16 protein-coding genes and 1 riboswitch are annotated in these 20753 nt (G+C 66.0%); of the genes, 8 read left to right on the forward strand and 8 right to left on the reverse strand.

Going from position 1 to position 20753, the window contains the following annotated elements; all coding sequences use genetic code 11:
- Positions 1-4: 4 nt before the first annotated feature.
- Positions 5-877: an ATP-grasp domain-containing protein gene (locus tag ACNR9O_RS08060; RefSeq protein WP_473681741.1), complete on the reverse strand. Its 873-nt coding sequence runs from the start codon at positions 875-877 to the stop codon at positions 5-7.
- Positions 878-891: 14 nt separating this feature from the next.
- Positions 892-968, reverse strand: a riboswitch (S-adenosyl-L-homocysteine riboswitch).
- 198 nt (positions 969-1166) lie between these two features.
- Here ACNR9O_RS08060 and ACNR9O_RS08065 point away from each other — a divergent pair.
- Positions 1167-2741, forward strand: coding sequence for a cation:proton antiporter (locus tag ACNR9O_RS08065; protein WP_473681739.1), 1575 nt, complete (start codon positions 1167-1169; stop codon positions 2739-2741).
- A 30-nt stretch (positions 2742-2771) separates the two neighbouring features.
- Here the strand turns inward: ACNR9O_RS08065 and ACNR9O_RS08070 are convergent, their stop codons facing one another.
- Entirely contained in the window at positions 2772-3551 is a 780-nt protein-coding gene (locus ACNR9O_RS08070; protein ID WP_473681737.1) for a glutathione S-transferase family protein, read from the reverse strand.
- Positions 3552-3610: 59 nt separating this feature from the next.
- Here ACNR9O_RS08070 and ACNR9O_RS08075 point away from each other — a divergent pair, with 59 nt between their 5' ends.
- Positions 3611-4264, forward strand: coding sequence for a glutathione S-transferase family protein (locus ACNR9O_RS08075; protein WP_473681735.1), 654 nt, complete (start codon positions 3611-3613; stop codon positions 4262-4264).
- Positions 4265-4347: 83 nt separating this feature from the next.
- On the opposite strand, the gene ACNR9O_RS08080 is transcribed toward ACNR9O_RS08075, so the two are convergent.
- Positions 4348-6201 carry a hypothetical protein gene (locus ACNR9O_RS08080; protein WP_473681733.1) on the reverse strand — a complete coding sequence of 618 codons (1854 nt, stop codon included), beginning with the start codon at positions 6199-6201 and terminating at the stop codon, positions 4348-4350.
- A gap of 299 nt (positions 6202-6500) precedes the next feature.
- Here ACNR9O_RS08080 and ACNR9O_RS08085 point away from each other — a divergent pair, with 299 nt between their 5' ends.
- The 4 genes from ACNR9O_RS08085 to ACNR9O_RS08100 all read left to right on the forward strand — a co-directional run bounded on the left by ACNR9O_RS08085 (position 6501) and on the right by ACNR9O_RS08100 (position 11596).
- Positions 6501-6845 carry a hypothetical protein gene (locus ACNR9O_RS08085; RefSeq protein WP_473681731.1) on the forward strand — a complete coding sequence of 115 codons (345 nt, stop codon included), beginning with the start codon at positions 6501-6503 and terminating at the stop codon, positions 6843-6845.
- An 89-nt stretch (positions 6846-6934) separates the two neighbouring features.
- Entirely contained in the window at positions 6935-8668 is a 1734-nt protein-coding gene (locus tag ACNR9O_RS08090) for an ankyrin repeat domain-containing protein (RefSeq protein WP_473681729.1), read from the forward strand.
- Positions 8669-8734: 66 nt separating this feature from the next.
- A complete protein-coding gene (locus ACNR9O_RS08095; RefSeq protein WP_473681727.1) occupies positions 8735-10708 on the forward strand; it encodes a WD40 repeat domain-containing protein in 1974 nt (657 codons plus the stop codon).
- A 66-nt stretch (positions 10709-10774) separates the two neighbouring features.
- Positions 10775-11596 carry an isocitrate lyase/PEP mutase family protein gene (locus tag ACNR9O_RS08100; protein WP_473681725.1) on the forward strand — a complete coding sequence of 274 codons (822 nt, stop codon included), beginning with the start codon at positions 10775-10777 and terminating at the stop codon, positions 11594-11596.
- Positions 11597-11641: 45 nt separating this feature from the next.
- Here the strand turns inward: ACNR9O_RS08100 and ACNR9O_RS08105 are convergent, their stop codons facing one another.
- A complete protein-coding gene (locus ACNR9O_RS08105; protein WP_473681723.1) occupies positions 11642-12136 on the reverse strand; it encodes a VOC family protein in 495 nt (164 codons plus the stop codon).
- A gap of 237 nt (positions 12137-12373) precedes the next feature.
- On the opposite strand from ACNR9O_RS08105, the gene ACNR9O_RS08110 reads away from it, so the two are divergent.
- Positions 12374-14263 carry an esterase/lipase family protein gene (locus ACNR9O_RS08110; RefSeq protein ID WP_473681721.1) on the forward strand — a complete coding sequence of 630 codons (1890 nt, stop codon included), beginning with the start codon at positions 12374-12376 and terminating at the stop codon, positions 14261-14263.
- A gap of 185 nt (positions 14264-14448) precedes the next feature.
- Here the strand turns inward: ACNR9O_RS08110 and ACNR9O_RS08115 are convergent, their stop codons facing one another.
- The 3 genes from ACNR9O_RS08115 to ACNR9O_RS08125 form a co-directional block, all read right to left on the reverse strand.
- A complete protein-coding gene (locus ACNR9O_RS08115; protein WP_473681719.1) occupies positions 14449-17703 on the reverse strand; it encodes a non-ribosomal peptide synthetase in 3255 nt (1084 codons plus the stop codon).
- A 246-nt stretch (positions 17704-17949) separates the two neighbouring features.
- Positions 17950-18270, reverse strand: a complete 321-nt coding sequence (locus tag ACNR9O_RS08120) for a ubiquitin family protein (RefSeq protein ID WP_473681717.1) — start codon at positions 18268-18270, stop codon at positions 17950-17952.
- A 31-nt stretch (positions 18271-18301) separates the two neighbouring features.
- Positions 18302-19411, reverse strand: a complete 1110-nt coding sequence (locus ACNR9O_RS08125; protein ID WP_473681715.1) for an NHL repeat-containing protein — start codon at positions 19409-19411, stop codon at positions 18302-18304.
- Between the two features lie 118 nt (positions 19412-19529).
- Here ACNR9O_RS08125 and ACNR9O_RS08130 point away from each other — a divergent pair, with 118 nt between their 5' ends.
- Positions 19530-19742, forward strand: a complete 213-nt coding sequence (locus ACNR9O_RS08130; protein WP_473681713.1) for a hypothetical protein — start codon at positions 19530-19532, stop codon at positions 19740-19742.
- Positions 19743-19786: 44 nt separating this feature from the next.
- On the opposite strand, the gene ACNR9O_RS08135 is transcribed toward ACNR9O_RS08130, so the two are convergent.
- Positions 19787-20752: a GlxA family transcriptional regulator gene (locus ACNR9O_RS08135; protein ID WP_473681711.1), complete on the reverse strand. Its 966-nt coding sequence runs from the start codon at positions 20750-20752 to the stop codon at positions 19787-19789.
- Position 20753 lies beyond the last annotated feature (1 nt).

The following is a 20753-nucleotide window of genomic DNA, read 5'->3' on the forward strand; positions in this document are numbered from 1 at the left end:
AAGGTTACGGCGCCAGGCGCTTGTGCAGCTTGCCGGCAAAGCGTTCCGCCGCTTCGGGCTGCTCGCCCAGGTGAAGGAAGGGCTCGATCATTTCCAGCTCCATCAGCAGGAAACGGCCCTGGACGATGACGCCGTCAACGCGCGCGTAGGCAGCATCGGCGTGGCCGAGCGCGGCGGCGGCCGCGAGCGCTTGTTGCGCACTGGCGACGATCGCCGGATCAGGATCGATGGCATGGGCGGTGCCGCCGAAATCCGATTGCACGCGGTAGTCGCCGTCGGCGGCCCGCTTGACGACCGCATGGCTGAACTCGCCGTCGAAGAACAGCAGGGACAGCTCGCCCTGGCTGACGATCTCCGGCACGAACGGCTGCACCAGATATTCGAATTCCCTGGGCAACGGCGCGATGGCCTGGTCGAAGGCGGCGCTGCCGACCACGCCACGCGCCGTATGCCAGGCCGTGCCGCTGATGGTCGGTTTGACGACGACTTCCTGCCCGGCCATGCCGGCCAGTGCCTGGCGCAGCTGCGCACCTGAGGCGAGGGTCGTGGGAATGATGTCGACGCCTTGCGCCGCCAGCTCGATCAGATAGCGCTTGTTGCTGTTCCAGCGCAGCAGTGCCCGCGGGTTGATCGTCGGCACGGGCAGCTGGTCCAGCCATGCGCTGAATGCGGCGTAGTGCTTGAAGTAGTCCCAGGTCGAGCGCATCAGCACGGCGTCGTAGCGCGACCAGTCCACCGCGGGGTCGTTCCAGACGCAGGCGGTGGTCTCGACGCCGAGGCGCCGCAGCGTGGCGGCCAGATGGGCGTCATCCGGATGGATGTCCGGAATCATCGACGAGGTGGCAATGGCAAGGCGGTGCGTCATGGCGTTGAGCATGGCAAATCCTCCAGCAATGGAGGGCGCCCTTGTGTGATCGATCGGAACCGAGCGTGGCGGATAGTGATCCGTCGCAGCACCCCTCGGGCCCGACTGCGCACCCGTTATCTGGCACGCAATGGTTGGCATCGGATGGCCGACGCGCGGCGAGTCTCGCTGAGCGGGCGGCGTCCAGTCAATGCTTCAACTCGCGACAGTCGATGTGCATGGGGTATTTCGCCATTTCTCCAGGTAATCGCGACAACCGCTGTGCCACCATGACCTGGTCATCGGCCGCGCGGCCTCGCCCATGCAAGTCTTCGAAACCATTCTCGTGCTTCTGCTCGGCGCGGCAACGGTGTCGTCGTTTGCCAAGCGCATCAGCATTCCCTATCCGGTGCTGCTGGCGGTGGCCGGCGCGCTGGTGGCATTCCTGCCGGAGGGGCCGCGACTGGAGTTTCCACCGGATCTGGTGCTGGCGCTGTTCGTCGCGCCGGTGCTGATGGATGCGGCCTACGACACCTCGTTGCGTGACCTGGGCGCGATGTGGGTGCCGGTGCTGTCGCTGGTGCTGGCGGCGGTGGTGCTGACCACGGTGGCGGTAGCGTTCGCGGTGCGCTGGTTCTTTCCGGATATGCCATGGGCCGCCGCGGTCGCGCTGGGCGCCTTGCTCGCGCCGCCGGATGCGGTGGTGGCGACCACCGTGGTGCGCCGCCTGCCGGTGCCGTTGCGCATGCGCATGGTGCTGGAGGGGGAGGGGCTGCTGAACGATGCATCGGCCTTGCTGATCTACAAGGTGGCCGTGGGCGCCGCGGTGGCGGGCAGCTTCCATGCCGCCGATGCGCTGCCGATGTTCGGGTTGGTGGTGTTCGGCAGCGTGGCGGCCGGCTTGTTGCTGGCCTGGCCGATCAGCCGCTTCATGCGCCACTTCGACGAAGCCGCCAGCGCGGTGATTTTCCAGTTCGGCCTGACCTTCGGGCTGTGGTTGCTCAGCGAACGCTTGAAGCTGTCGCCCATCGTCACCGTGGTGACGTTCGCGCTGGCCATGTCGCGACTTGGCACGCGGCTGATGTCAGCCAGCATCCGCACCGCCTCGTTCGCCATCTGGGAAACGGCGACGGTCGTGCTGAACGTGCTGGCCTTCACTTTGATCGGCTTGCAGCTGCGTCCGATCCTCGAAGCCCTGGGCCCCGGCGAGCGTTCGCGGGCGTTCGACGTGGCGCTGGCCATGTTGGCAGTGGTGATCGGCGTGCGCCTGGGCTGGGTGTTCATCCATCACCTGATGGTGCGGATCGGCAGTCCCCGGGGGGGCGCGGTCGGCGACGAACCGAAGCCTGGCCCGCCGGCCACGGTCAAGGGCGCACTGGTGATCGGCTGGTCCGGCATGCGCGGCATCGTGACCCTGGCCGCGGCGATGGCGCTGCCGGCGGGTTTTCCGTATCGGGACTTCATCCAGCTGACCGCCTTCGTGGTGGTGCTGGGCACGCTGGTGATCCAGGGGCTGACCCTGCGGCCGTTGCTGAAGTGGGTGAACCTCGCGCCGGACGATACGGTGGAGCGCGAGCTGCAACGGGCACGCGCCATGGCGACGCGGGCAGCGCTGACCGCGCTGGAGCGTGACGAAACGCCCGCGGCCGCGCGCGTGAGGCAGGAGTTCCTCGCCATGCTCGATCACCTCGAACGCGGCCACGCGCCGGGCGAACACGCGGACAACGTGCTGCGTCGCCGCCTGGTTTCGGTCTCGCGGCTTGCCATTCAGCGGATGCGCCAGGCCGGCGACATCGGTGACGATGCCTTCCGACAGGTGGAGGCGGAGCTGGACTGGATGGAGCTGGGCGCCGGGGCGCCAGACGAGCCGGATCCGCCGGAACACCGAGAAGGCTGAGGCGCCGCGTCGGCGACGCCTCGGCATCGTTCAATCCGCCGCTTCGAAATGCGCCATCTGATCCGCGAGCGCCTTGGCGAACGCCGGCCGGGCGGTGGCGCGCGCGATGTAGTCGCGGCAGGCGGGATGATCCGCCAGGCCGCCGAGGCGCTCGATCGGGCGCAGCACGTCCGCCATGGCGATATCGGCGACGGAGAAATTCCCCGCCAGCCATTCGCGATCGGCCAGGACGGGCTCCAGCCGCGAGAGCCTCGATTGGTGAAGGAACTGGTCCAGGCATTGCCGCTCCGGCGTGTCGTCGCGGAAGCCGGAGAAGATGAAGACGGACCAGCACACGCTGACCATTTCCACGGAATTGAGCGCCGCGAACACCCATTGCATGACCTGGCTGCGGCCATGCGGGTCGGCGGGCATCAGTTTTTCGCTGCGCAGCCCGAGATGCAGCAGGATGGCGCCGCTCTCGAAGATGGACGTATCGCCGTCGATCAGCCAAGGCACCTGGGCGAAGGGCTGGTGCGCGAGGTGGTCGGGTCCCCGGTCGCGGAACGGCACGCTTTGCACGCGATACGGCAGCCCGGCTTCTTCCAGCGCCCAGCGCACGCGCAGGTCGCGCACGAGGCCGCGGGGCATGGGAGGAACCCAGTCATAGGTGGCGAGGATCAGATCGCTCATCGGATATTCCTTGGCGTAGGGGTGATGCCCAGCGTACCCATGAGGGAAATAGGTTAAAGAACATATTTTGCGCGAGTGACGCGAACGGAAAAAATTTTCCGGAGCTTGTCGAGATTCGCGCTGTCCGTTCGTCGTCATGATGAGAGCGGGTACCGCGCTTGAATCCAGTCACTCATCTTCGCCGGGAGCATCCAGCCATGACCATTACGATTACCGCTTTCGAACGCTCGCCCGATGGCGGCAAAGGCCTGGCACGCGACACGCGCGTGCGCTGGGCGCTGGAAGAAGTGGGCCAGCCCTACGAGGTTCGCCTCGTCTCGTTCGGCGCGATGAAGGAGGCCGCGCACGTGGCCCTGCATCCCTTCGGTCAGATCCCGACCTATGAGGAAGGCGACCTCGTGCTGTTCGAAACCGGCGCGATTGTCTTCCATCTCGCGCAGCGTCATTCGGGCCTGCTGCCGGAGGATGCCAATGCGCGAGCCCGCGCGGTCATGTGGATGTTCGCCGCGCTCAATTCCGTGGAGCCGCCGATCCTCGATCTCATCGTCGCCAAGTTCCAGGAGGGCGACAAGCCGTGGGCGAAGGAGCGCATGCCCCTGGTGCACGAACGCATCCGCCAGAGGCTGCGCCAGCTTGTCGCGCGCCTGGGCGATGCCGAATGGCTCGATGGCGCGTTCAGCGCGGGCGATCTGTTGATGGTGTCGGTACTGCTGCGGCTGAGGCCCTCGGGCATCCTGGACGAATTTCCGAGCCTGGCTGCCTATGTCGCCCGCGGCGAGGCGCGGCCGGCGTACAAGCGGGCGTTCGCCGCCCAGCTGGCGATCAATGCGCCGGAGGCGCAGGTCGGCTGAGCGATGCCTTCAAGAACGACGACGGGCGCGACGGAGGTCCCTCCATCGCGCCCGTTGCTTTTTTTTTTGCACCTGGCGGGGCCTCAGAGCCCCACCGCCGAAATACGCGTCGCCCAATTGCTGAGCGCACCACGTGTGCCGCCGCATTGGAACAGCGGTGGTGTCAGATATTGCGCCAGCGTGCAGGTCTGCGCGATGTACTCCGATGCCAGCCAGATGGTGTTGCCATCGGCGGCGGCCGCACCGTAGTCGCCCCAGCGCGGCCGTCCACCGCCGAGGTACGGGATGCCGGTAAAGCCATCCCAGGGGCCGGCGCCCGCGGCGGCGATATGCACATCGCCGGCGCCAATCTTGGCATCCAGGCTGGCGTAGCCCGCGCTGGGGTGGTCGTTGGGGCCGACCACGGTGAAGGCGATGACGCCGCGCCCGCTTTGCGTCACGGCGGCGGCGCCGTAGGTCAGGTTGGCGTCGGGCAGGGCGAGTGTGCCGTTGGCGAAGATGCCGCCGGAGCCCGGATTGATCACGAAGTAGTTGATGCCCGAGCCATGGCTGCCGTCGCTCAGCACGACATCGGTATCGAGCGTGCCCCAGAGTTTGCCGTTGGCATAGCTCACCTGCTGCATGCGCGAGTCGTTGACCGCCAGGTCGCGTGGCGTGGCGTAGACGAAGTTCGGATAACCCAGGTAGGTCGGTGCGCAGCCGGTGAGGGCGAAGCAATCGCGCAGCGGCGCGCTGCCCGGTTTCTGCCTGGCCAAGCTGCTGGGCACGGCATAGGTCTGCACGGTGAGCGGGGCCACATTGAGTGTCACGGCCGAAGGCATCGTGTCGATCGCCTGCGTGTTCATCACCGACCACAGCCACAAGGTGTTGGACGTGCCGGAGTCGTAGAACACGGCGTCCGAACTGAGCAGGTATTCCGTACCGCCGTTGGTCGTGACGTACTGGCCACCCGAAGAAATCGCCGGCCATACGGTAAACGCGGGCGCCGGGATGCTCGGATCGCCGCCGTTGAACAACACGGCATTCGCCACAGTGCCCGCGACCAGGGCCCGCTTGGAAATGGCATAGATCTGCGCGCCGTAGAACCCGCTGCCGAACAGCGCGAACTCGTTGGTGGTGAGGAAAATGGCGTTGGCGTCGGCGCCGATGTGCGGATAGTCGCCCAGGCAGAAACCGCCTGCGCAGCCGTGGTCCGGCGTGCCGCCCGTGCCGTTGTTCTGCACCGGCAGGTGATAGATGGACCAGGCGCCCGTGGGATTGGCGGTCTGGCTGACTGCGATGTCCAGGTGATTAGGGCCGGCCAGCGACGAGCTGGTGCCGATGCGGTCCAGCGTCAGGACGACCTGGAACCAGCGCTGCGTGGCGGCGTCGTAGTAGCAGGATGGGTCGGTGATTTCAGGTCCGACCGCGCCGGTGCTGCGATTGATCGCCGCCGGGTAGCCGTAGAACGTATTGAGATCGACCGGTCCGACGAGCTTGTTGCCGGCGTTGTCGTAGATCGCCAGGACGTCGTTGACGCTTTCCATGACGAAGCCGTTGCCCGCGCACAAGCCCTGATCGGGCGGCTCCACCGAGAACTGATTGCCACCGTTGGCATAGCGCTGGTCGTGGAAGTTCAGGCCATTGAAGCCGCCCAGCAGCTCGGGATTCGACTTGGCGCGATTGGCGTTGCCCATGCGATTGCTGCCCGCGTGCCCGTGGGCGATGGTGCGATTGACCACTGGCGGCGGTCCCAGGTCGCCGCCGTCGCCGGAGTCGGCATCGCCGGCGCTCATGGCCGGATCCAGTTCCAGGCTGGTCCATGGCGCACCGCCGACGGGCGTGGTGGTCGGCACGGTGGTGGTGCTCCGTTGCAGCTTGAGCGTCGCCGGGGACGCCCCCAGGGCGCACGTCGCGAACGCCATGGATGCCACGGCGAAAAGCAGTCGAGTCTGCATAGCACTAGGTCTCCTGTTCGATTCGATAGGTGACCGCGCCCCTGTGAAACGCCGATATCGGCCGCGCCGATGGCGTTCGCGCATGTACGCATATGGGAGATATGCGTGCGCGCACGATAGGTGGATCGGCCGAGGGGTGCCATCGTCCATACGGCCAGGGCTCTGCCGCGGAGCACGGAGAATGCGTCGCCTAAGTCTTCCAGGCGTCAGTGCGGCGAAAGCGAGTCATCGATCGGCTGCCTCATCTACACTGCGGCACCCAGGCGCATCTGTCTCGTCAGGGCAACATCAGGAGCATCATGAACAGGAATGTCGTCACGGCCGTGCTGGCCTCGCTCTATTTCGTCGCCGGTCCGTTCGCGACCTTGTCGCTGGCCGTCAAATCCGCCACGGCCTTGGTTGAAGCCAGGCACGTCTCGAACTTCGAGGGAGCCTCCGGCTACGCCACGATGTACCAGACCCCGATATGGTGGCTGCTGTACATGGCGTTGCTGGTGGCGGCGTTCGTGCTGCTGCGCCGGAGGCCATGGTTGCTGGTGGCCGCTGCCGCGGTGCTGGTCGTGCTGTCGATGCCAGCGATCAGCTTTATCGCGAATCTGGCGTGGGACATAAGCCTTCCCGCCGGGCCGCTCGGCCGGCTTTGAACGGAACCGGAAGTGGCGGACATGCGCAACTGGGGCTAGGATGCCCACTTTTCGCCCCATTCCCCAGGGGGCCACGGCAGGAGGCCGGGTTGGAACACGCATGGATACGCACGTCCTGGCGCGCACGCGCCATTCCCTTCTTGCTGACACTGATCCTGAGCCTGGGCTGGCATAGTCCGGTGCGGGCGTCGGACGAGCCGTTCACCGGCAAGGATCGCGAGCTGGCCAAGCAATGCGCGGCGCTGCTCGAGCGTGACCTGGGCCGGTTGCGCAAGCTGCTCGGCGGCAAACCGCTGTATGCGCTGACCACGAACTGCCCGGGTTATCCGCCGGTGCGCTTCGCCGATCTGGGTACCGAAAACCTGCCTTACGAGCAGTGGCTCCAGTTCCGCGACATGGCGGCGCCGGAGGAGCGCGAGCGGCTGACGGATCTGCGCCTGCGCTTCGTGCTGGGTGCGCTGACGCGCCTGGACCAGGTGAAGACCGGGCTCGATCGCATCGACGACATGATGGAGCAGGGCGCCTTGCCGCGTGGCGAGGACGGCAAGGTGAGCTGGTCCAGCGTGGCAGACGTGCTGGACGTGCTGCATCTGCCCGAAGCCAAGGCCACCGCCGAGGACAAGGCGCATGCCACGCGCATCTTCATGGAACGCATGCTCGCTCGGCTGCCGGCGGAGCGCGATGCGGATCTGACGCCCTTGTGGAAAGGGTTGGTCTATCTGCCCGATCCCGAGCTGCTGAAAGCGGTCGGCCTGCTCAAGACGCGCTTTGGCGCCTTCAGCCCGAGCCGGGAGGCCTGGCAGGCCGCGCCGCAGACGGCTTATCCGTTACAGAGCGCCAGGCTGTTCATGTATAGCGAAGAGCCGCATCTGTCGGATGCGGCCGTGCTCGCCATCGTCGATCTGCGCCTGCCGGCGCCGCCGACCATGTCCACCTGGAACGGCGTGATCGATCAGGATCGGCAGGCCTTGCTCGATACCTTCATCCAGCGCGGCTATCCGTTGCCGCAGGAGAAGGAAAGTGGAACATGGCGCTCCGTCCTGGTCACGGGCGTCGCGGCGATCAATGCGCGCGGCGACACGCGCTCGCTGGACAAGCTGCTTGGCGCGACCAGGCGCGAGGACTTGCAGCCGGATATCGCCGATCGCCTGATCCTGATGCTGGCGTTCGCGCGCCCGAAGGCGCCGCTGCCGGATCTGCCCATCGCCAAGCGCTGGCGGTTCATCGACCGCCTGGTGGCGCTGGGTGCCGACGCCAACCGCGCCTTCGCCAACAAGTCCGAAGTGGGCTACCAGTTCGACATGTACACGCTCACGCGCCGAAATCCCGAGGTGGCAGTGGGTCTGCTCGATCACGGGCTGAGCCCGACCGCGCCGGTGCTGCCATCGGGCAGCAATATCTTGAACAACTACCTGATGACCAGGCGGCCGGTGTCCGAACCGGAGCCCGACATCGCGGTGATCCGCGCCATCCTCAAGCACAAGAACATCATCAATACCTTCGATCCGGGCGTGAGGCATTTCCCGATCGAGTTCGCGGTGATGAACCACTCGCCAGAATTTGCCAGGGCGTTCGCTGCGCTGGGCGTGGACTACCACATCCGCGACCCGAATGGTTATGGCCTGATGACCCGCGCCGCGGCCAACGGCTATGCCAAGCTGGTGAAGTTCCTGCTGGAGGCGGGTGTCGATGCCAACGAAAGCACGCCCGACGGTATCAGTCCGCTGGCCTACGCACAGTGTGCGAACAATGCGGAAGTGATCGAGCTGTTGCAGAAGAAGGGCGGGTTGGTCAAAGGCACTCCCCACTGTGGGCCAGGCTAGCGGCGAGAGGTGCGGCGCACCTGTCTGGCTGCCGTATCTTCGCTGTTCCGTGAGCAAGGCATACGCATGAGACTCGGCGTACTCAACAAACTGCTGCCACGCAAGACCTGGAAGCGCATCGCCCTCGTGCTGCTGCTCGGCGCGGTGGCGTGGGCCGTCCACATGACGTCGCCGCGCGCGGTCGCGCCGCGCGTCAGCGCCTATGTCGCCAGGCCGATGTTGATGCAGCACAGCCGTGACGAGTATGCGCAGGAGCTTTTCTATTACCTCGTACCCGCCAGCCCGGCTCAGGTGCGGGCGGCCTTGCAGGCGAAACTGGACGGCGAGGGCTACGCCTGGGCCGACGACAGTGCGCCGCTGGACCGCCTCAGTTCCTACTGGGTGAACATCACGGCGCGCCATCGTCCGGAGATCCGCCGCGCCTTGCTCGACGCGCATGGCATCACCAGCACGCCGGTGCTGGAGGAGGCTCTGGCCAAAGGCGTGGTCACGCCCGACGAGAAAGCAGCGTTCGAGGCGGCCCTGGCCGGGCAGGGCGAATTCGACGACGACACGGTCAAGCAGGTGCCGTTCTTTGCGCAGCGCATCCAGCGCTGGCGCTTTACGCGTACTCGCGGCGACCTGATCCGCTACGACGACGATGGTGGCCTGATGGACGTGTCGTCCTTGTTCGATCGAGGGCCGATGACGCTGGTCTGGTTCCATGGCGTGCGTACGGCAAGGTATTACCGGCCGCATCTGCTCAGCTGCATCACTGGCGTGACGTGTTTTCCAGACCCGAGCATCGAGGTCAGGAACGATGCCGTGATGTACGTGGATGCCGCGCTCGACCGTGACATCCATGAGGTTGCCGGCCGTTTCCATGCCCTGGACGCGGCGTCGACGGAGGACTTGCTGAGCGATTTCGTCCGGAGCGGCGCCGGCAACGAGGTCGCGCCGCCGCTGCGCGATGCGGCAGGCGCACCCGCCGTGGCGCTCGCCGCGCACGACCTCCCCGCGGACGAGGCCGACCTGCGCCGCTACGACAACGACAGCTGGCGCCTGCTCGCGTTGCCGGATGGCTCGGCGCTGGCAGCTGGCAGCCAGTCGCGCCGCTATGTCTTGAACGACGACAAGCTGGTCCTGCGCGATGAGCCGCTGGTGGTCGGCGCCGAAGGCGGCGTGCGGATGGACGCGCGAGGCGCCGTATGGGGCTTCAGCCGGCCAGAGGCGGACGACGACCTGGGGCTGGTGCGCTGGACGCCGGGGCAGCCTGCGGCCAAGCCGGTGCCGGTGCCGTACGCCATGGAGGACTGGACACTGATCCCAGGGCATGGCGTCGGCTTGCGCGAGGGCGACGGCAAGCTGCATGTCCTCGATATACGCACGGGTCAATGGAGCCACGCCGCCTGGAACGATGCGTTGCGCGGCAAGGTGAGCGACAGTCTCGAGCAGGTGATGCCATCGGCCAGCAGCGCTGTGCCCATCCATTTTCACGATGGTTTGCTGTGGCTTGGCGATCGGGATCTTTATGGCATCTCGCCGCTGACTGGCAAGGTGGCGGCCGCCGCGAAGCTGACCAAGCATTCGCACTTGCTGACGAGCGTGTTCTTCGGCAGCCGCGATGCGGGTTGGGCGATCGCGCTCACGGACGCGCCATCCGGCTCGACGGTATACCGGCTGTTCGACCTGGCGACGGGCGAGCCGCGCGCGGATCTGCTGGCGGGCAGCGCGAACTATCCCGTGGGCGTGGCGCGTACCGCCCGCGGCCGGCTGCTGGCGACCGCCAGTTCGTCCGAGAACGTGCCTGTCACGGTTTTCGATACGCGTACCGGCCAGCCGCTGGTCAACCTGACGCCGCCCGCCGGCTATGCGGCCAGTGCCGTGGCTTTCAGCTGGAAGGGCGATGGCCTGTGGGTCTATCTCGAAGAGGCCGGTGCCGACTCGCACCGCAAGCTGGCCTGGTGGCCGGTGCCCGAGGCCTATCGCGATGCCGCTTCGGGCGAGGCGGTGCCGGACCAGCTGCGCTGCGACCGGCGTCTGGACGCCTGCAGGCTTTGATTGGGCGAAGACGGCACGGGCGCCTGCGCCCGAACGAATCCGCCGATGGAACGAAGGAGCATCATCATGAGTTCACCGACCATCGCCGCCAGGCGGCGCACCTTCCGTCAGTTGCACCAGACGGGTTTTTTCCTGCTGCCGAACCCATGGGATGTCGGCAGCGCGCTATGGCTGCAGCGGCACGGCGCGGTGGCGCTGGCCACGACCAGCTCGGGCATGGCCTGGTCGCTCGGCCGTCCGGATGGCGGCGTGTCGCGCGATGAGGTGCTCGCGCATCTGCGCGCCATCGTCGACGCGACAGACGTGCCGATCAATGCCGACTTCGAGCGCGGTTTCGGCGACGATCCCGACGCGGTCTACGAGAGCGTGCGGCTGGCCGCGCGTACCGGCGTGGCCGGCCTGTCGATCGAGGACTCGACCGGCGATCCGACCGCACCACAGATGCCTGTCGCGGTGGCGGTCGAGCGGATCCGCGCGGCGCGCGCGGCCCTCTACGCGGAAGAGGCCGATGTGATGCTGGTAGGTCGCGCCGAAAGCTTCCTGGTCGGCAACCCGGACATCGACGACACGATCGCGCGCCTCGTCGCCTATGCCGACGCCGGCGCCGACTGCCTGTACGCCCCGGGCATCCGCAGCCGCGAAGACATCGCGGCCGTCGTCGCGGCGGTGGCGCCCCGGCCGGTCAACGTGCTGGTCGGCGGGGGTATCGGACTGTCATTGCGCGAGCTGGAGGATCTTGGCGTGCGCCGCGCCAGCATCGGCGGTGCCTTGGCGCGTACGGCGTGGACGGGGTTCTTCCGTGCGGCGGGGGCGTTGCTGGAGCGCGGTTCGTTCGACGGATTCGATGGCGTCATGGCGTATGACGCGGTGGATGCGGCGTTCAAGTGAGCGGCGCGGAGGCGATCGGGTGCGCTCGATCGCCTCCCTCTTGCATCATGCCGGCTGCCACAGCTCGATCGGGTTGCCTTCCGGATCGTGCAGCCGCGCGAAGCGTCCATAGCTCTCGTCCGGATTGACCTCGACCTCGATGCCGGCCTTGCGCAGCTGCGCCACCATCCTGTCGAGGTTGTGGACGCGGAAATTGATCATCCAGCGCTTGCTGGCGTCGAAATATTTGGTGGTCTCGGAGAAGGGGCTGAAGGCGGTCGTGCCCGCCTCCTGTTCCCAGGGCGTGTCGCCGGCCTTGGTCGGGGTGGGCGAGACGCCGAGGTGCTCCTGGTACCACTTCGTCAGTCCTTGCGGATCGTGCGCCCGGAAGAACAACCCGCCGATGCCGGCTACTTTCTCCATATCGGTTCCCCTCGATTCGTGATTGGCCGCGGCCGCCTTGGCCGGTGGCTGCGCATGGCTTGGCCGCGCGGCGTTCTGCGTCGTCGCAGCGGATGTGCGGCGGGGCAGCATGAAGCCGGCCCCGAAAGCGTAAGTCATGGCTTGCAACCATTGGCGCCGTTGAAAGCTCATGCCGTCCTCCCCTTCGAGGCTTCGAGCGCGCCTACGATACTCGCGTCAATGGGGCTTGCGGCAAGGTGTGGCCGGTCGACGCGGGTCATGGCGCGGCAAGTGCCGGCGCCGTTCCATGCGGCCCCCGCCAGATCTCATCTCGTGTGACAAAATCCGGCTCCGACAAGACTTTGCGCCAAGGCCACCGAAGGAACGCCCGGACGGATGAAACACACGAGTCATGCCCTGATCCTTCGCTGCGCCCTCCTGGTCACTCTGCTGTGCCTCAACGCCTGCGCCATGGTCGGCGTCAGCCGCATCAACGCGCACGACTCGGTCAGCGAGCAGCGAGGCGATGTCATCAGCACCGGGCGCCTGAGCGACCAGAGCGTGCAGTCGCTCAATGTGGTGGCGTTGACGGCGCGCGATTGCGAGCGGGCGTTCCCGAGTTGCGTGCAGACCGTACTGCATTCGCCGGGGCTCAATGACGAGCAGCGGCTTTCCGCGCTGGCCGAGCTCTGGCTTGGCCGGGCCATCAAGGCGGACCGGGGCGCTCGCGATGCGCCGATGAGCGACGAGGCGCTGGATGCCTATATGCAGGCGGGCCGATATGCCTACGCTTATCTGTTCTATACGAAGCGCCAGCCGTCCGACCGTTCTTTCGAGCTGCGCCAGGTGCGCGTGATCGGTTTCTACAACTTCGCGGTGCAACGGGCGATGGCGCGGTTCTTCCAGGAGTTGCCGCATCTGGATCCGCAATGGACGCATGTCCAGCTCGCCGGCTGGACCGTGGCCCGCGCCGAGACGGGCACGCGCTGGGACCCGGATACCGCCGAGCCGTCGGAGCTGATTCCCGCGGGGGTGCTGCGCTTCCATGGGCTGCGCAACGTGTATCGTCGCGACGGTTTCGGCTCCGAGTTCGTTTCCGTCGCGCCGGCGGATACGCCCGCCAAGGACGTGCCCTGGCGCGATCCGGACTACGTGTCGATGACCGGCGCCATCCTGTTCGACGGCGCCAGCCTGGATGACGTGCTCGCCACCAAGCAAGCCAAGGCACTGGCCGAAGATCCTTATCGGATCGACTCGGTCAATGTGGCGGGGCGCGAAGTGCCGCTCGCGGGCAACTTCACCGCGGCGTATGGCGTGTGGCTGGCGCGCTCGGGTTTCGCCAGCCAGTCGATCCGCTCGCTGCTCGGCCGGGAAGGCGGCATCAAGACGCCGCGCGTGCTGCTGATGCAGCCCTACGATCCGGACCGGATGACGGTGATCATGCTGCATGGCCTGGCCAGCAGCCCGGAAGCCTGGATCAACGTGTCCAACGAAGTGATGGGCGATGAGGAGCTGCGCCACAACTACCAGGTATGGGAGATCTACTACCCGACCAATGCGCCCATCGCGGTCAACCTCGCCAACATCCGCAAGGCACTGGACGCCACGTTCAAGCATTTCGATCCGGACGGCCAAGCGCGCGCGTCGAACAACGTGGTGCTGATCGGCCACAGCATGGGCGGCGTGATCGCACGCCTGCTGGTGTCCTCCAGCGGCGACAAGCTATGGAGCCTGATGCCCGCACGCGCCGACCTGTCGAAGGCCAAGCAGGCGAGGTTGCGCGAACGCCTGGCGCCCTACCTGCAATTCGCGCCGATGCCGCAAGTGACCCGTGCGGTCTTTCTCGCCTCGCCACAGCGCGGCACGCCTTACGCACAGAACACCATCGCCCGCTGGACCGGCAACCTGATCCGCCTGCCGGCCAATGTGCTCAAGGAAGTGGCGAGCGTGGCCGACCTGCTCAAAGACAGCGAAAGCGGCACGCAGGTGCGCATCCCCAACAGCATCGACAACCTCAGTGACGCCGATCCCTTCATCGTGGCCGCCGCCAGCCTGCCGATCGCGCCGCAGGTGCGCTACCACACCATCGTCGGCGTCTACACGCCACCCGGTCCGCTGGCCGACAGCAGCGACGGCGTCGTGCCGTACAAGAGCGCGCATCTGGATGGCGCGGAGTCCGAACTGGCCGTGCCCTCGTGGCACAGCGTGCAGGAAACGCCCGCGGCCATCCTGGAGCTGCGACGGATTCTGCGCCTGCATCTGGCGGCGACGAGCGTAGTGCGCTGACGCAGACGCCTGGCGATGGACGGTGCCTGATTTCCCTTGCGCTTGCCGGCAACTTTCAGGTGGATTTGTCCGTATTCACGCAATGACACTGATGCCTGGGGCGGTGCGGATGCAGTGACCAGGCGAGCGAGTGACGAGGGGCCGGAGCCTGGCGCGGCACGTGCGCGCCAGGCTCTGCTCGACCTTCAGGACACGACCGCGCGTCCCAGGGTCTCCTCATCCAGGCCGATGGATCGCACCAGATACCTGCGCAGGCTGTCCCGGTCGAACACCGGCTCGGTGATGTCGCTGCCGGCCAGGAACGCCTTGACGTTGGCGCATTCCCATCGATAAGTGTCCTGGTACAGCTCCACGGTGGATTGCCCGCCGTACATCACGTCCTTGAACAGGCTCAGCAGGGGATACAGGTGGGCATGGCTGTCGTTTTCCCATTGGGCGCGCCACTGCGTGTAAGGCAGGCGTTCGAAGGCGAATCCGAACTCGTCCTCGAGCTTCTGGAAGAACTCCTGCAGCGTGAGGTTGTTCGCGCCTGAGTGGATCAGGTTGAACTTCTTGCCCAGCGCCGCCGGGTTGCGCGAGATGTGCGCGATGGCCCGCGTCATGTAGTCCACGGTGGTGAGGCCTTCGAGCAGGTTGTGCAGGTCCGGCGCGTTGCCGAATTCCAGGCAGGTCTTCACCAGTCGCGACCACCACTGGTAATCGGCGCAGACGCCCGTCTTGCCGTGGAAGGTGGCATAGCCGAGGCGGAAGGTCATCAGCGGCAGGCCCCGCGCGGCAGCGAGATCCGCGATCTTCTCCATGACCCATTTGCTGCGCACGTAGCCGATGTCGGTAATGACGGCAGGCAGGTTCTGATCGATGTCGTCGTCCTCTCGCATCACGGTCTTGCCGGTATGCAGGTGGCCCCAGCTGTAGACGGAGATGGTCGACAGCAGGATCAGCGGCTTGAGCTTGTCGGTCGCCGCGAAGCCGATGATTTCGCGCAGTCCTTGCACATTGTCGCGCCGCATATACGAGTACGGCTGGATGAAGTTGACGGCGCTGGCGGAGTGATAGACCAGATCGACTGTTTCGCAGAGGAACCGGTAATCCGCGGCCGACAGACCGAAACCGCTCTCCGCCAGATCCGCGGCATAGACGCGGATGCGGTCGAGCGCTTCCTGCGTGAGCCGGATGTCGTAGCGGTTCATGGTTTCGGCGAAGCGCTCCTGTGCGTGCGCCTGGTCTTTTGCCCGGATCGGGCAGTGCAGAACGGCCTCGCTGGTCGCGAGCAGTTCCTGGGCGAGATGGGCGCCGACGAAACCGGTCACGCCGGTGACCAGGGCATGCCTGGGGGCGGTGATCTGCGTGGACTGGTAATCGCGTTTCAGTGCCAGAGTGTCGGGCAGATGGATGTCGTCTTGCAGGGCGCGAATCGGTTCGCCGTCGATGTCCGGCGCGGAAGCGTCGGCGCGTCGCTGGAGTTCGGCATACAGGCGGTTGACGGTCGGGTGCTCGTAGATGTCGCGGATATACGCCTTGACACCCGTGGTCTCCGAAATCTCCATGATCAGCTGCGCGGCAAGCAGCGAGTGACCGCCGATGTCGAAGAAGTTGTCGTCGAGGTCAAAGGCGCCATGGCCCAGCACGTCGCTGAAGATGCTGGCAAGGGTTGCCTTGCCGTAGCGGCGGGGTTCCGCCTGCTTCGATGTGGCGGCGGGTTTTTCCGCGCGGTGTTGCAGCAGGGCTTTCTTGTCTGTCTTGCCGTTGGGTGTCAGCGGAAAGCTATCCACGATCCGATAGTCGGCGGGACGCATGTAGTCGGGAAGGGCGAGTTTCAGCATGTCCTTGACCTGCGCGATGAAGTGCTCATCGGTGTGCTGATCCCCGCCATCGCGAATCAGGAAGGCGATGATTTCTTTCCGTGACGGATCATCGGGCGATGTCGCCGCCACCGCCGCTTTCGTGACGCCAGCGATACGCTCCAGCTGGCTCTCGATCTCGGCCAGTTCCACGCGGTTGCCGCGGATCTTGATCTGTTCGTCCAGGCGGCCAAGAAACTGCAGCGTTCCATCCGGCAGATAGCGGGCGAGATCGCCGGTGCGATAGAAGCGCCTGCCATCGTGCATGACGAATTTTTCCCGGGTCAACGCAGGGTTGTTCAAATAGCCTCGGGCCACACCCGGCCCCGCGATGCACAGCTCTCCGGATTCACCGGCCGGAAGCTCGGTCAGCGCGTTATCGAGAATCCGCACGTCGGCGCCGGCGACGGGGCGACCGATCGAGGAGGGCATGCCCAGGCTCGCGCTCGGCACGCGATGGGCGGTGGCGAAGATCGTGGCCTCGGTGGGGCCGTAGTAATCGACCAGTGCGTAGTGCGCGCGGTCCGTGTCGACCGGGTTGAGCTTTTCGCCGGCCGTGAACAGGTACTGCAGTGGCAAGGACATCGATGCCGACGCCTTCACCACGTCCGCGATCATCACGGTCGGCACGAAAGCATGGGTAATGGCGTGCTGCGCGAAGTACTCGCACAGGGCGCGTGCATCGACCCGCGTGAGGTCGTCCAGGAGATGCAGCTGGCCGCCGGCGCACAGGGCGGACCAGACCTCCCACTGCGACACGTCGAAACCGATCTTCGCCATCTGGGTCAGCCGGCTTTGCGCATCGACTGCAAACTCTCGGTTGTGCCACGCGATGAGGTTGTCCAGCGAGGCATGTTCGATCACCACGCCTTTGGGGAAGCCCGTGGTGCCGGAGGTGAAGATCACATACACGGCGTGCGCGGCGTCCGGCATGGACGATGGCACCTGCACTGGCGTCGCGATCAGGTCGGCGATGACGGCGCCGTCGTATCCGTCGATCGCCGTCGCCGCGGTGGCGGCGAGCACCTGCCTGGAGCCTGACTGCTCGATGATGTATCGCTGCCGCTGTTCCGGGTAGCTGTGATCGACAGGGACATAGGCGGCGCCGGTTTTCACGATGCCGAGCAGGCCGGCAATGGTTTCGGGCGACCGGTCCGCCAGCAAGGGAACCAGGTCGCCGGTGCGCACGCCATGGGCAATCAGCCAGGCGGCCACGGTATCGCTGTGCCGGTCCAGTTCGGCATAGCTCCATGCGTGATCTTTCCCGACCACGGCGATCGCGTGGGGATGCGCGCGTGCCTGCAAAAGGAAGCGATCCAGCACGGTGGATGTAGCGGTAGAAACCATGATGTTCTCCATGGGGCGGGATGACGTCGCGGCCGCTTCAGGTTCATGTGCGCGCCGTTGTCGACGAGTGGCTCGAAAAAAACACAAAAGGGGGTCGTGCCCGCGAAAAGGCGTGGGCAAAAAGAGGGAGTCAGCCCCTGTGCTCCAGGCCACTGTCAGGCCTGGAGTTATCAAGCTGAAAAGAGTGATTGGATGGTGCGGCGGAAGTGCGGCGAATAAGACCAGATGCGCACCAGGTCGAGAGTGACTCAATGCACAAATACTTTCGGCGAGCGAAGGATTCTTGCTTGCCGCGAAGCGACGCCCGTGACGTATGTGGAGCGACGGTGAAAATGCCCACGACAGCGGGTGAGATTATTCAGTGCATATTTTTTTTTGCGGTGTATTGGCCCGGCGCTTGAATGGCCTGTATGGCCCGGATACACCAAATGACCCGGATGCATCGGTGTCCATGCATCCGGGCCCTCCTGCTTTCGCACGAGCGCGGCGAATGGCCGCTCAGCCACCGCGCAACCTCAGTACCAGATGCAAGGTCGCTTCTTTCTGGATGTTGTAGTCGGACAGGGTGCGGCCATCTTCCAATTGCTTGCCGGCGAAGATCAGCCGCTGCTGGTCCGGCGGGATGCCCTCCTTGTCCTGGATTTTTGCTTTGACGTTCTCGATGGTGTCGCTGGGCTCGACCTCCAGCGTGATGGTCTTGCCCGTCAGGGTCTTGGTGAAGATCTGCATGGCCATGGCGGCGGGCGCGACGACCGTGCCGGCGGCGACGAGCAGGGCGAGCGCGCACACGCGCGCCCGATAGGTGCATGACGTTTTCATGAGGGACTCCTTGCGCGAAAGGGGAGGGGCGTTATTGCGTCACCGCCAGACCCGTGGGTTCGACGCCCAGCGCGCCTTGCGCGGCATTGCCGAAATCACTGATCGCGGTGCGCGCACCCGTGTCCGGATCGACCAGGAAGACCGCGCCATTGCCGCCGGTGCCCGCCAGGCTGTCGGAAACGCCCAGGCCGCCGTATTGAGGGAGCCAGGCCAAGCCGGTCGGATTGACGCCGGTCGCTCCCTGCGAAGCGTTGTTGAAGTCGCTGATCAGCGTGCGGTAGCCGGTGGATGGATCGACGCGTACGAGCGCGCCGGCATTGCTGGAGCCGACTTCGGCGACCAATACGTAGACCTGATTGGCCGGCGACACCACGACGCTGACCGGTGTGCTGGCCGGATCCGCATCGACCCAGCCCTGGCTGCTGTCGCCGAAATCGCTGATCACGGTGCGTGTCCTGGCGACCGGGTCGACGCGGAATAGCACGCCATGCTCATTGGTGCCGGCGCTGCCGTCGGCGACCAGGACGGAGCGGCCCAGCCCGAGCAGACCGCCGTACAGCGCCATGCTGTCCGGGTAGACACCCTGGTAGCCGCCGGTGTCGCCGAAATCGATGAGGACGGTGCGCTGGCCGCTGGCGTCCACCGAGAAGAGCGCGCCCCGGCCATCCGTGCCGGCGTACGAATCGCAGACCAGTACGCCGCTCCAGCTGAGCAGCCCCGGCGGCACTGCGAGTACCGCTTCCGGATACAAGCCCAGCGGTCCCTGTGCGCTATTGCCGAAATCACTCAGCAAGGCGCGTTGACCGGTGGCAGGATCGATGGTGTAGAGCGCGCCGTGTCCATCGGTGCCGCCGCTGCTGTCGGTGACCAGCACGGCGGCAGGGATCAGGCCCAGCAATTGGGACGGCAGCCACGCGACCGCGTTCGGGTCGGTCCCGAGCACGCCTTGAGCGGCATTGTTGAAATCGCTGAAGACGATGCGCTGCCCGGTGCTCTGATTGACCGTGAACAGTGAGCCGCGATGCTGCGGGCCGGCCATCTGGTCCACGGTCAACAAGGTTCCCGGCGACAGCGAGGCGGCCAGCGCACTCCCTGAGAAAGCGCCTGCGCAGAGCAGGCACAGCAAAAGACGATGTTTCATCGTTGCATCCCTTTGGCTGAGTGGTGGAGTTGCGAAACATCGAAGACATTCAGGCGCGCGCGGCGGTAAACACCCTGCGCATGGCGCAGAGGCGATGCTTGCCTGTGAGGCTTCCCGCATGGGCACTATCGCCAGATGGGTTGCCGGCGCGGCGAGCGCCCGTGATGTCGGGCCGGGCAACTCGCCGCGGTCTTTCTACGGTGTTGCGCATGCGACGGCGTCAATGGGCGATGAAATACCCATTCCGCTGATTGGTTCTGTGACGCGGCAGGGAAGCTTTCGTAAAGCACCCGCGGCAACTTCACGCCGCGGCGATGCGCGGCGTTATTAAGGGTTAGCGTTGAAACCTTTAATAAGGATGCCGCTTATTGAAGGTTAGGCCTCCAGGCCTTGCCGTAACCTCGTGTCTTGGCCGGAGCTGCGCCGCCGCATCGCCTGCGGCGGCTGTCCGAACGCCCGCAGGAACGCCCGGCGCATCCGCTCGCGATCGGCGAAGCCCACCTCGCGCGCGACCACCTCGATGGGATGGCGCGTCTCTTCCATCATCAGCCGGGCCGCTTCCACGCGCAGGTGCTCGACCGCCTTCGCCGGCGATTGCCCGGTTTCGGCGCGGAAAGCTCGGCTGAACTGGCGGGGGCTGAGGCTGGCCGCGTCGGCCAGCTCCTCCACGGTAAGAGGTGAGCGCAGGTGGCTGCGGGCGTAGGCGAGGGCGGTCTGGATGCGGTCGGACTTGGGCTCCAGTTCCAGCATCGCGGAGAACTGCGACTGGCCGCCGGTGCGGCGGTGGTAGACCACCAGCTTCTGCGCCACCTTGCGCGCCACCTCGGTGCCGAGATCCTTCTCCACCAGGGCCAGCGCCAGGTCGATGCCGGCGGTGACGCCAGCGGACGTCCACACATGGCCGTCGATGATGAAGATGCGATCTTCCTCCACCTTGACCTTGGGGTAGCGCTGCTGCAGATGCCGCGCGAGCAGCCAATGCGTGGTGGCGCGGCGCCCGTCGAGCAGGCCTGCTTCCGCGGCGAGAAAGGCGCCGGTGCAGACCGCGGCGAAGCGGCGCGAAGTACGGGCCGCCGAGCGCAGGTACTTCAGCAGGCCCGGCGTCGATGCGGGTACGCCCAGGCCGCCGCTCACCATCACCGTGTCGAAGCGACGGCGGGAGAACGCCTCCGTATCGATGCTGATGCCGAACGAGCCTGCCACCGGCCCGCCTTTCTCGGAGAGATAACGCACGTCGTAGAACGGTCGCCCCACGGTGTGGTTGGCGAACTCGAACGCTGACACGACCGCCAGGCCCATGGCCTGGAAGCCGGGAAACACGACGAGACCGATGCGCAGCATG

It is taken from the genome of Dyella sp. CR10, assembly GCF_055814425.1.

Coding starts and splice junctions, on each gene's coding strand:
- ACNR9O_RS08060 (WP_473681741.1), bottom strand. CDS start 877: ATGCTCAACGCCATGACGCACCGCCTTGCCATTGCCACCTCGTCGATG.
- ACNR9O_RS08065 (WP_473681739.1), top strand. CDS start 1,167: ATGCAAGTCTTCGAAACCATTCTCGTGCTTCTGCTCGGCGCGGCAACG.
- ACNR9O_RS08070 (WP_473681737.1), bottom strand. CDS start 3,551: ATGACGACGAACGGACAGCGCGAATCTCGACAAGCTCCGGAAAATTTT.
- ACNR9O_RS08075 (WP_473681735.1), top strand. CDS start 3,611: ATGACCATTACGATTACCGCTTTCGAACGCTCGCCCGATGGCGGCAAA.
- ACNR9O_RS08080 (WP_473681733.1), bottom strand. CDS start 6,201: ATGCAGACTCGACTGCTTTTCGCCGTGGCATCCATGGCGTTCGCGACG.
- ACNR9O_RS08085 (WP_473681731.1), top strand. CDS start 6,501: ATGAACAGGAATGTCGTCACGGCCGTGCTGGCCTCGCTCTATTTCGTC.
- ACNR9O_RS08095 (WP_473681727.1), top strand. CDS start 8,735: ATGAGACTCGGCGTACTCAACAAACTGCTGCCACGCAAGACCTGGAAG.
- ACNR9O_RS08100 (WP_473681725.1), top strand. CDS start 10,775: ATGAGTTCACCGACCATCGCCGCCAGGCGGCGCACCTTCCGTCAGTTG.
- ACNR9O_RS08105 (WP_473681723.1), bottom strand. CDS start 12,136: ATGACTTACGCTTTCGGGGCCGGCTTCATGCTGCCCCGCCGCACATCC.
- ACNR9O_RS08110 (WP_473681721.1), top strand. CDS start 12,374: ATGAAACACACGAGTCATGCCCTGATCCTTCGCTGCGCCCTCCTGGTC.
- ACNR9O_RS08120 (WP_473681717.1), bottom strand. CDS start 18,270: ATGAAAACGTCATGCACCTATCGGGCGCGCGTGTGCGCGCTCGCCCTG.
- ACNR9O_RS08125 (WP_473681715.1), bottom strand. CDS start 19,411: ATGAAACATCGTCTTTTGCTGTGCCTGCTCTGCGCAGGCGCTTTCTCA.
- ACNR9O_RS08130 (WP_473681713.1), top strand. CDS start 19,530: ATGGGCACTATCGCCAGATGGGTTGCCGGCGCGGCGAGCGCCCGTGAT.
- ACNR9O_RS08135 (WP_473681711.1), bottom strand. CDS start 20,752: ATGCTGCGCATCGGTCTCGTCGTGTTTCCCGGCTTCCAGGCCATGGGC.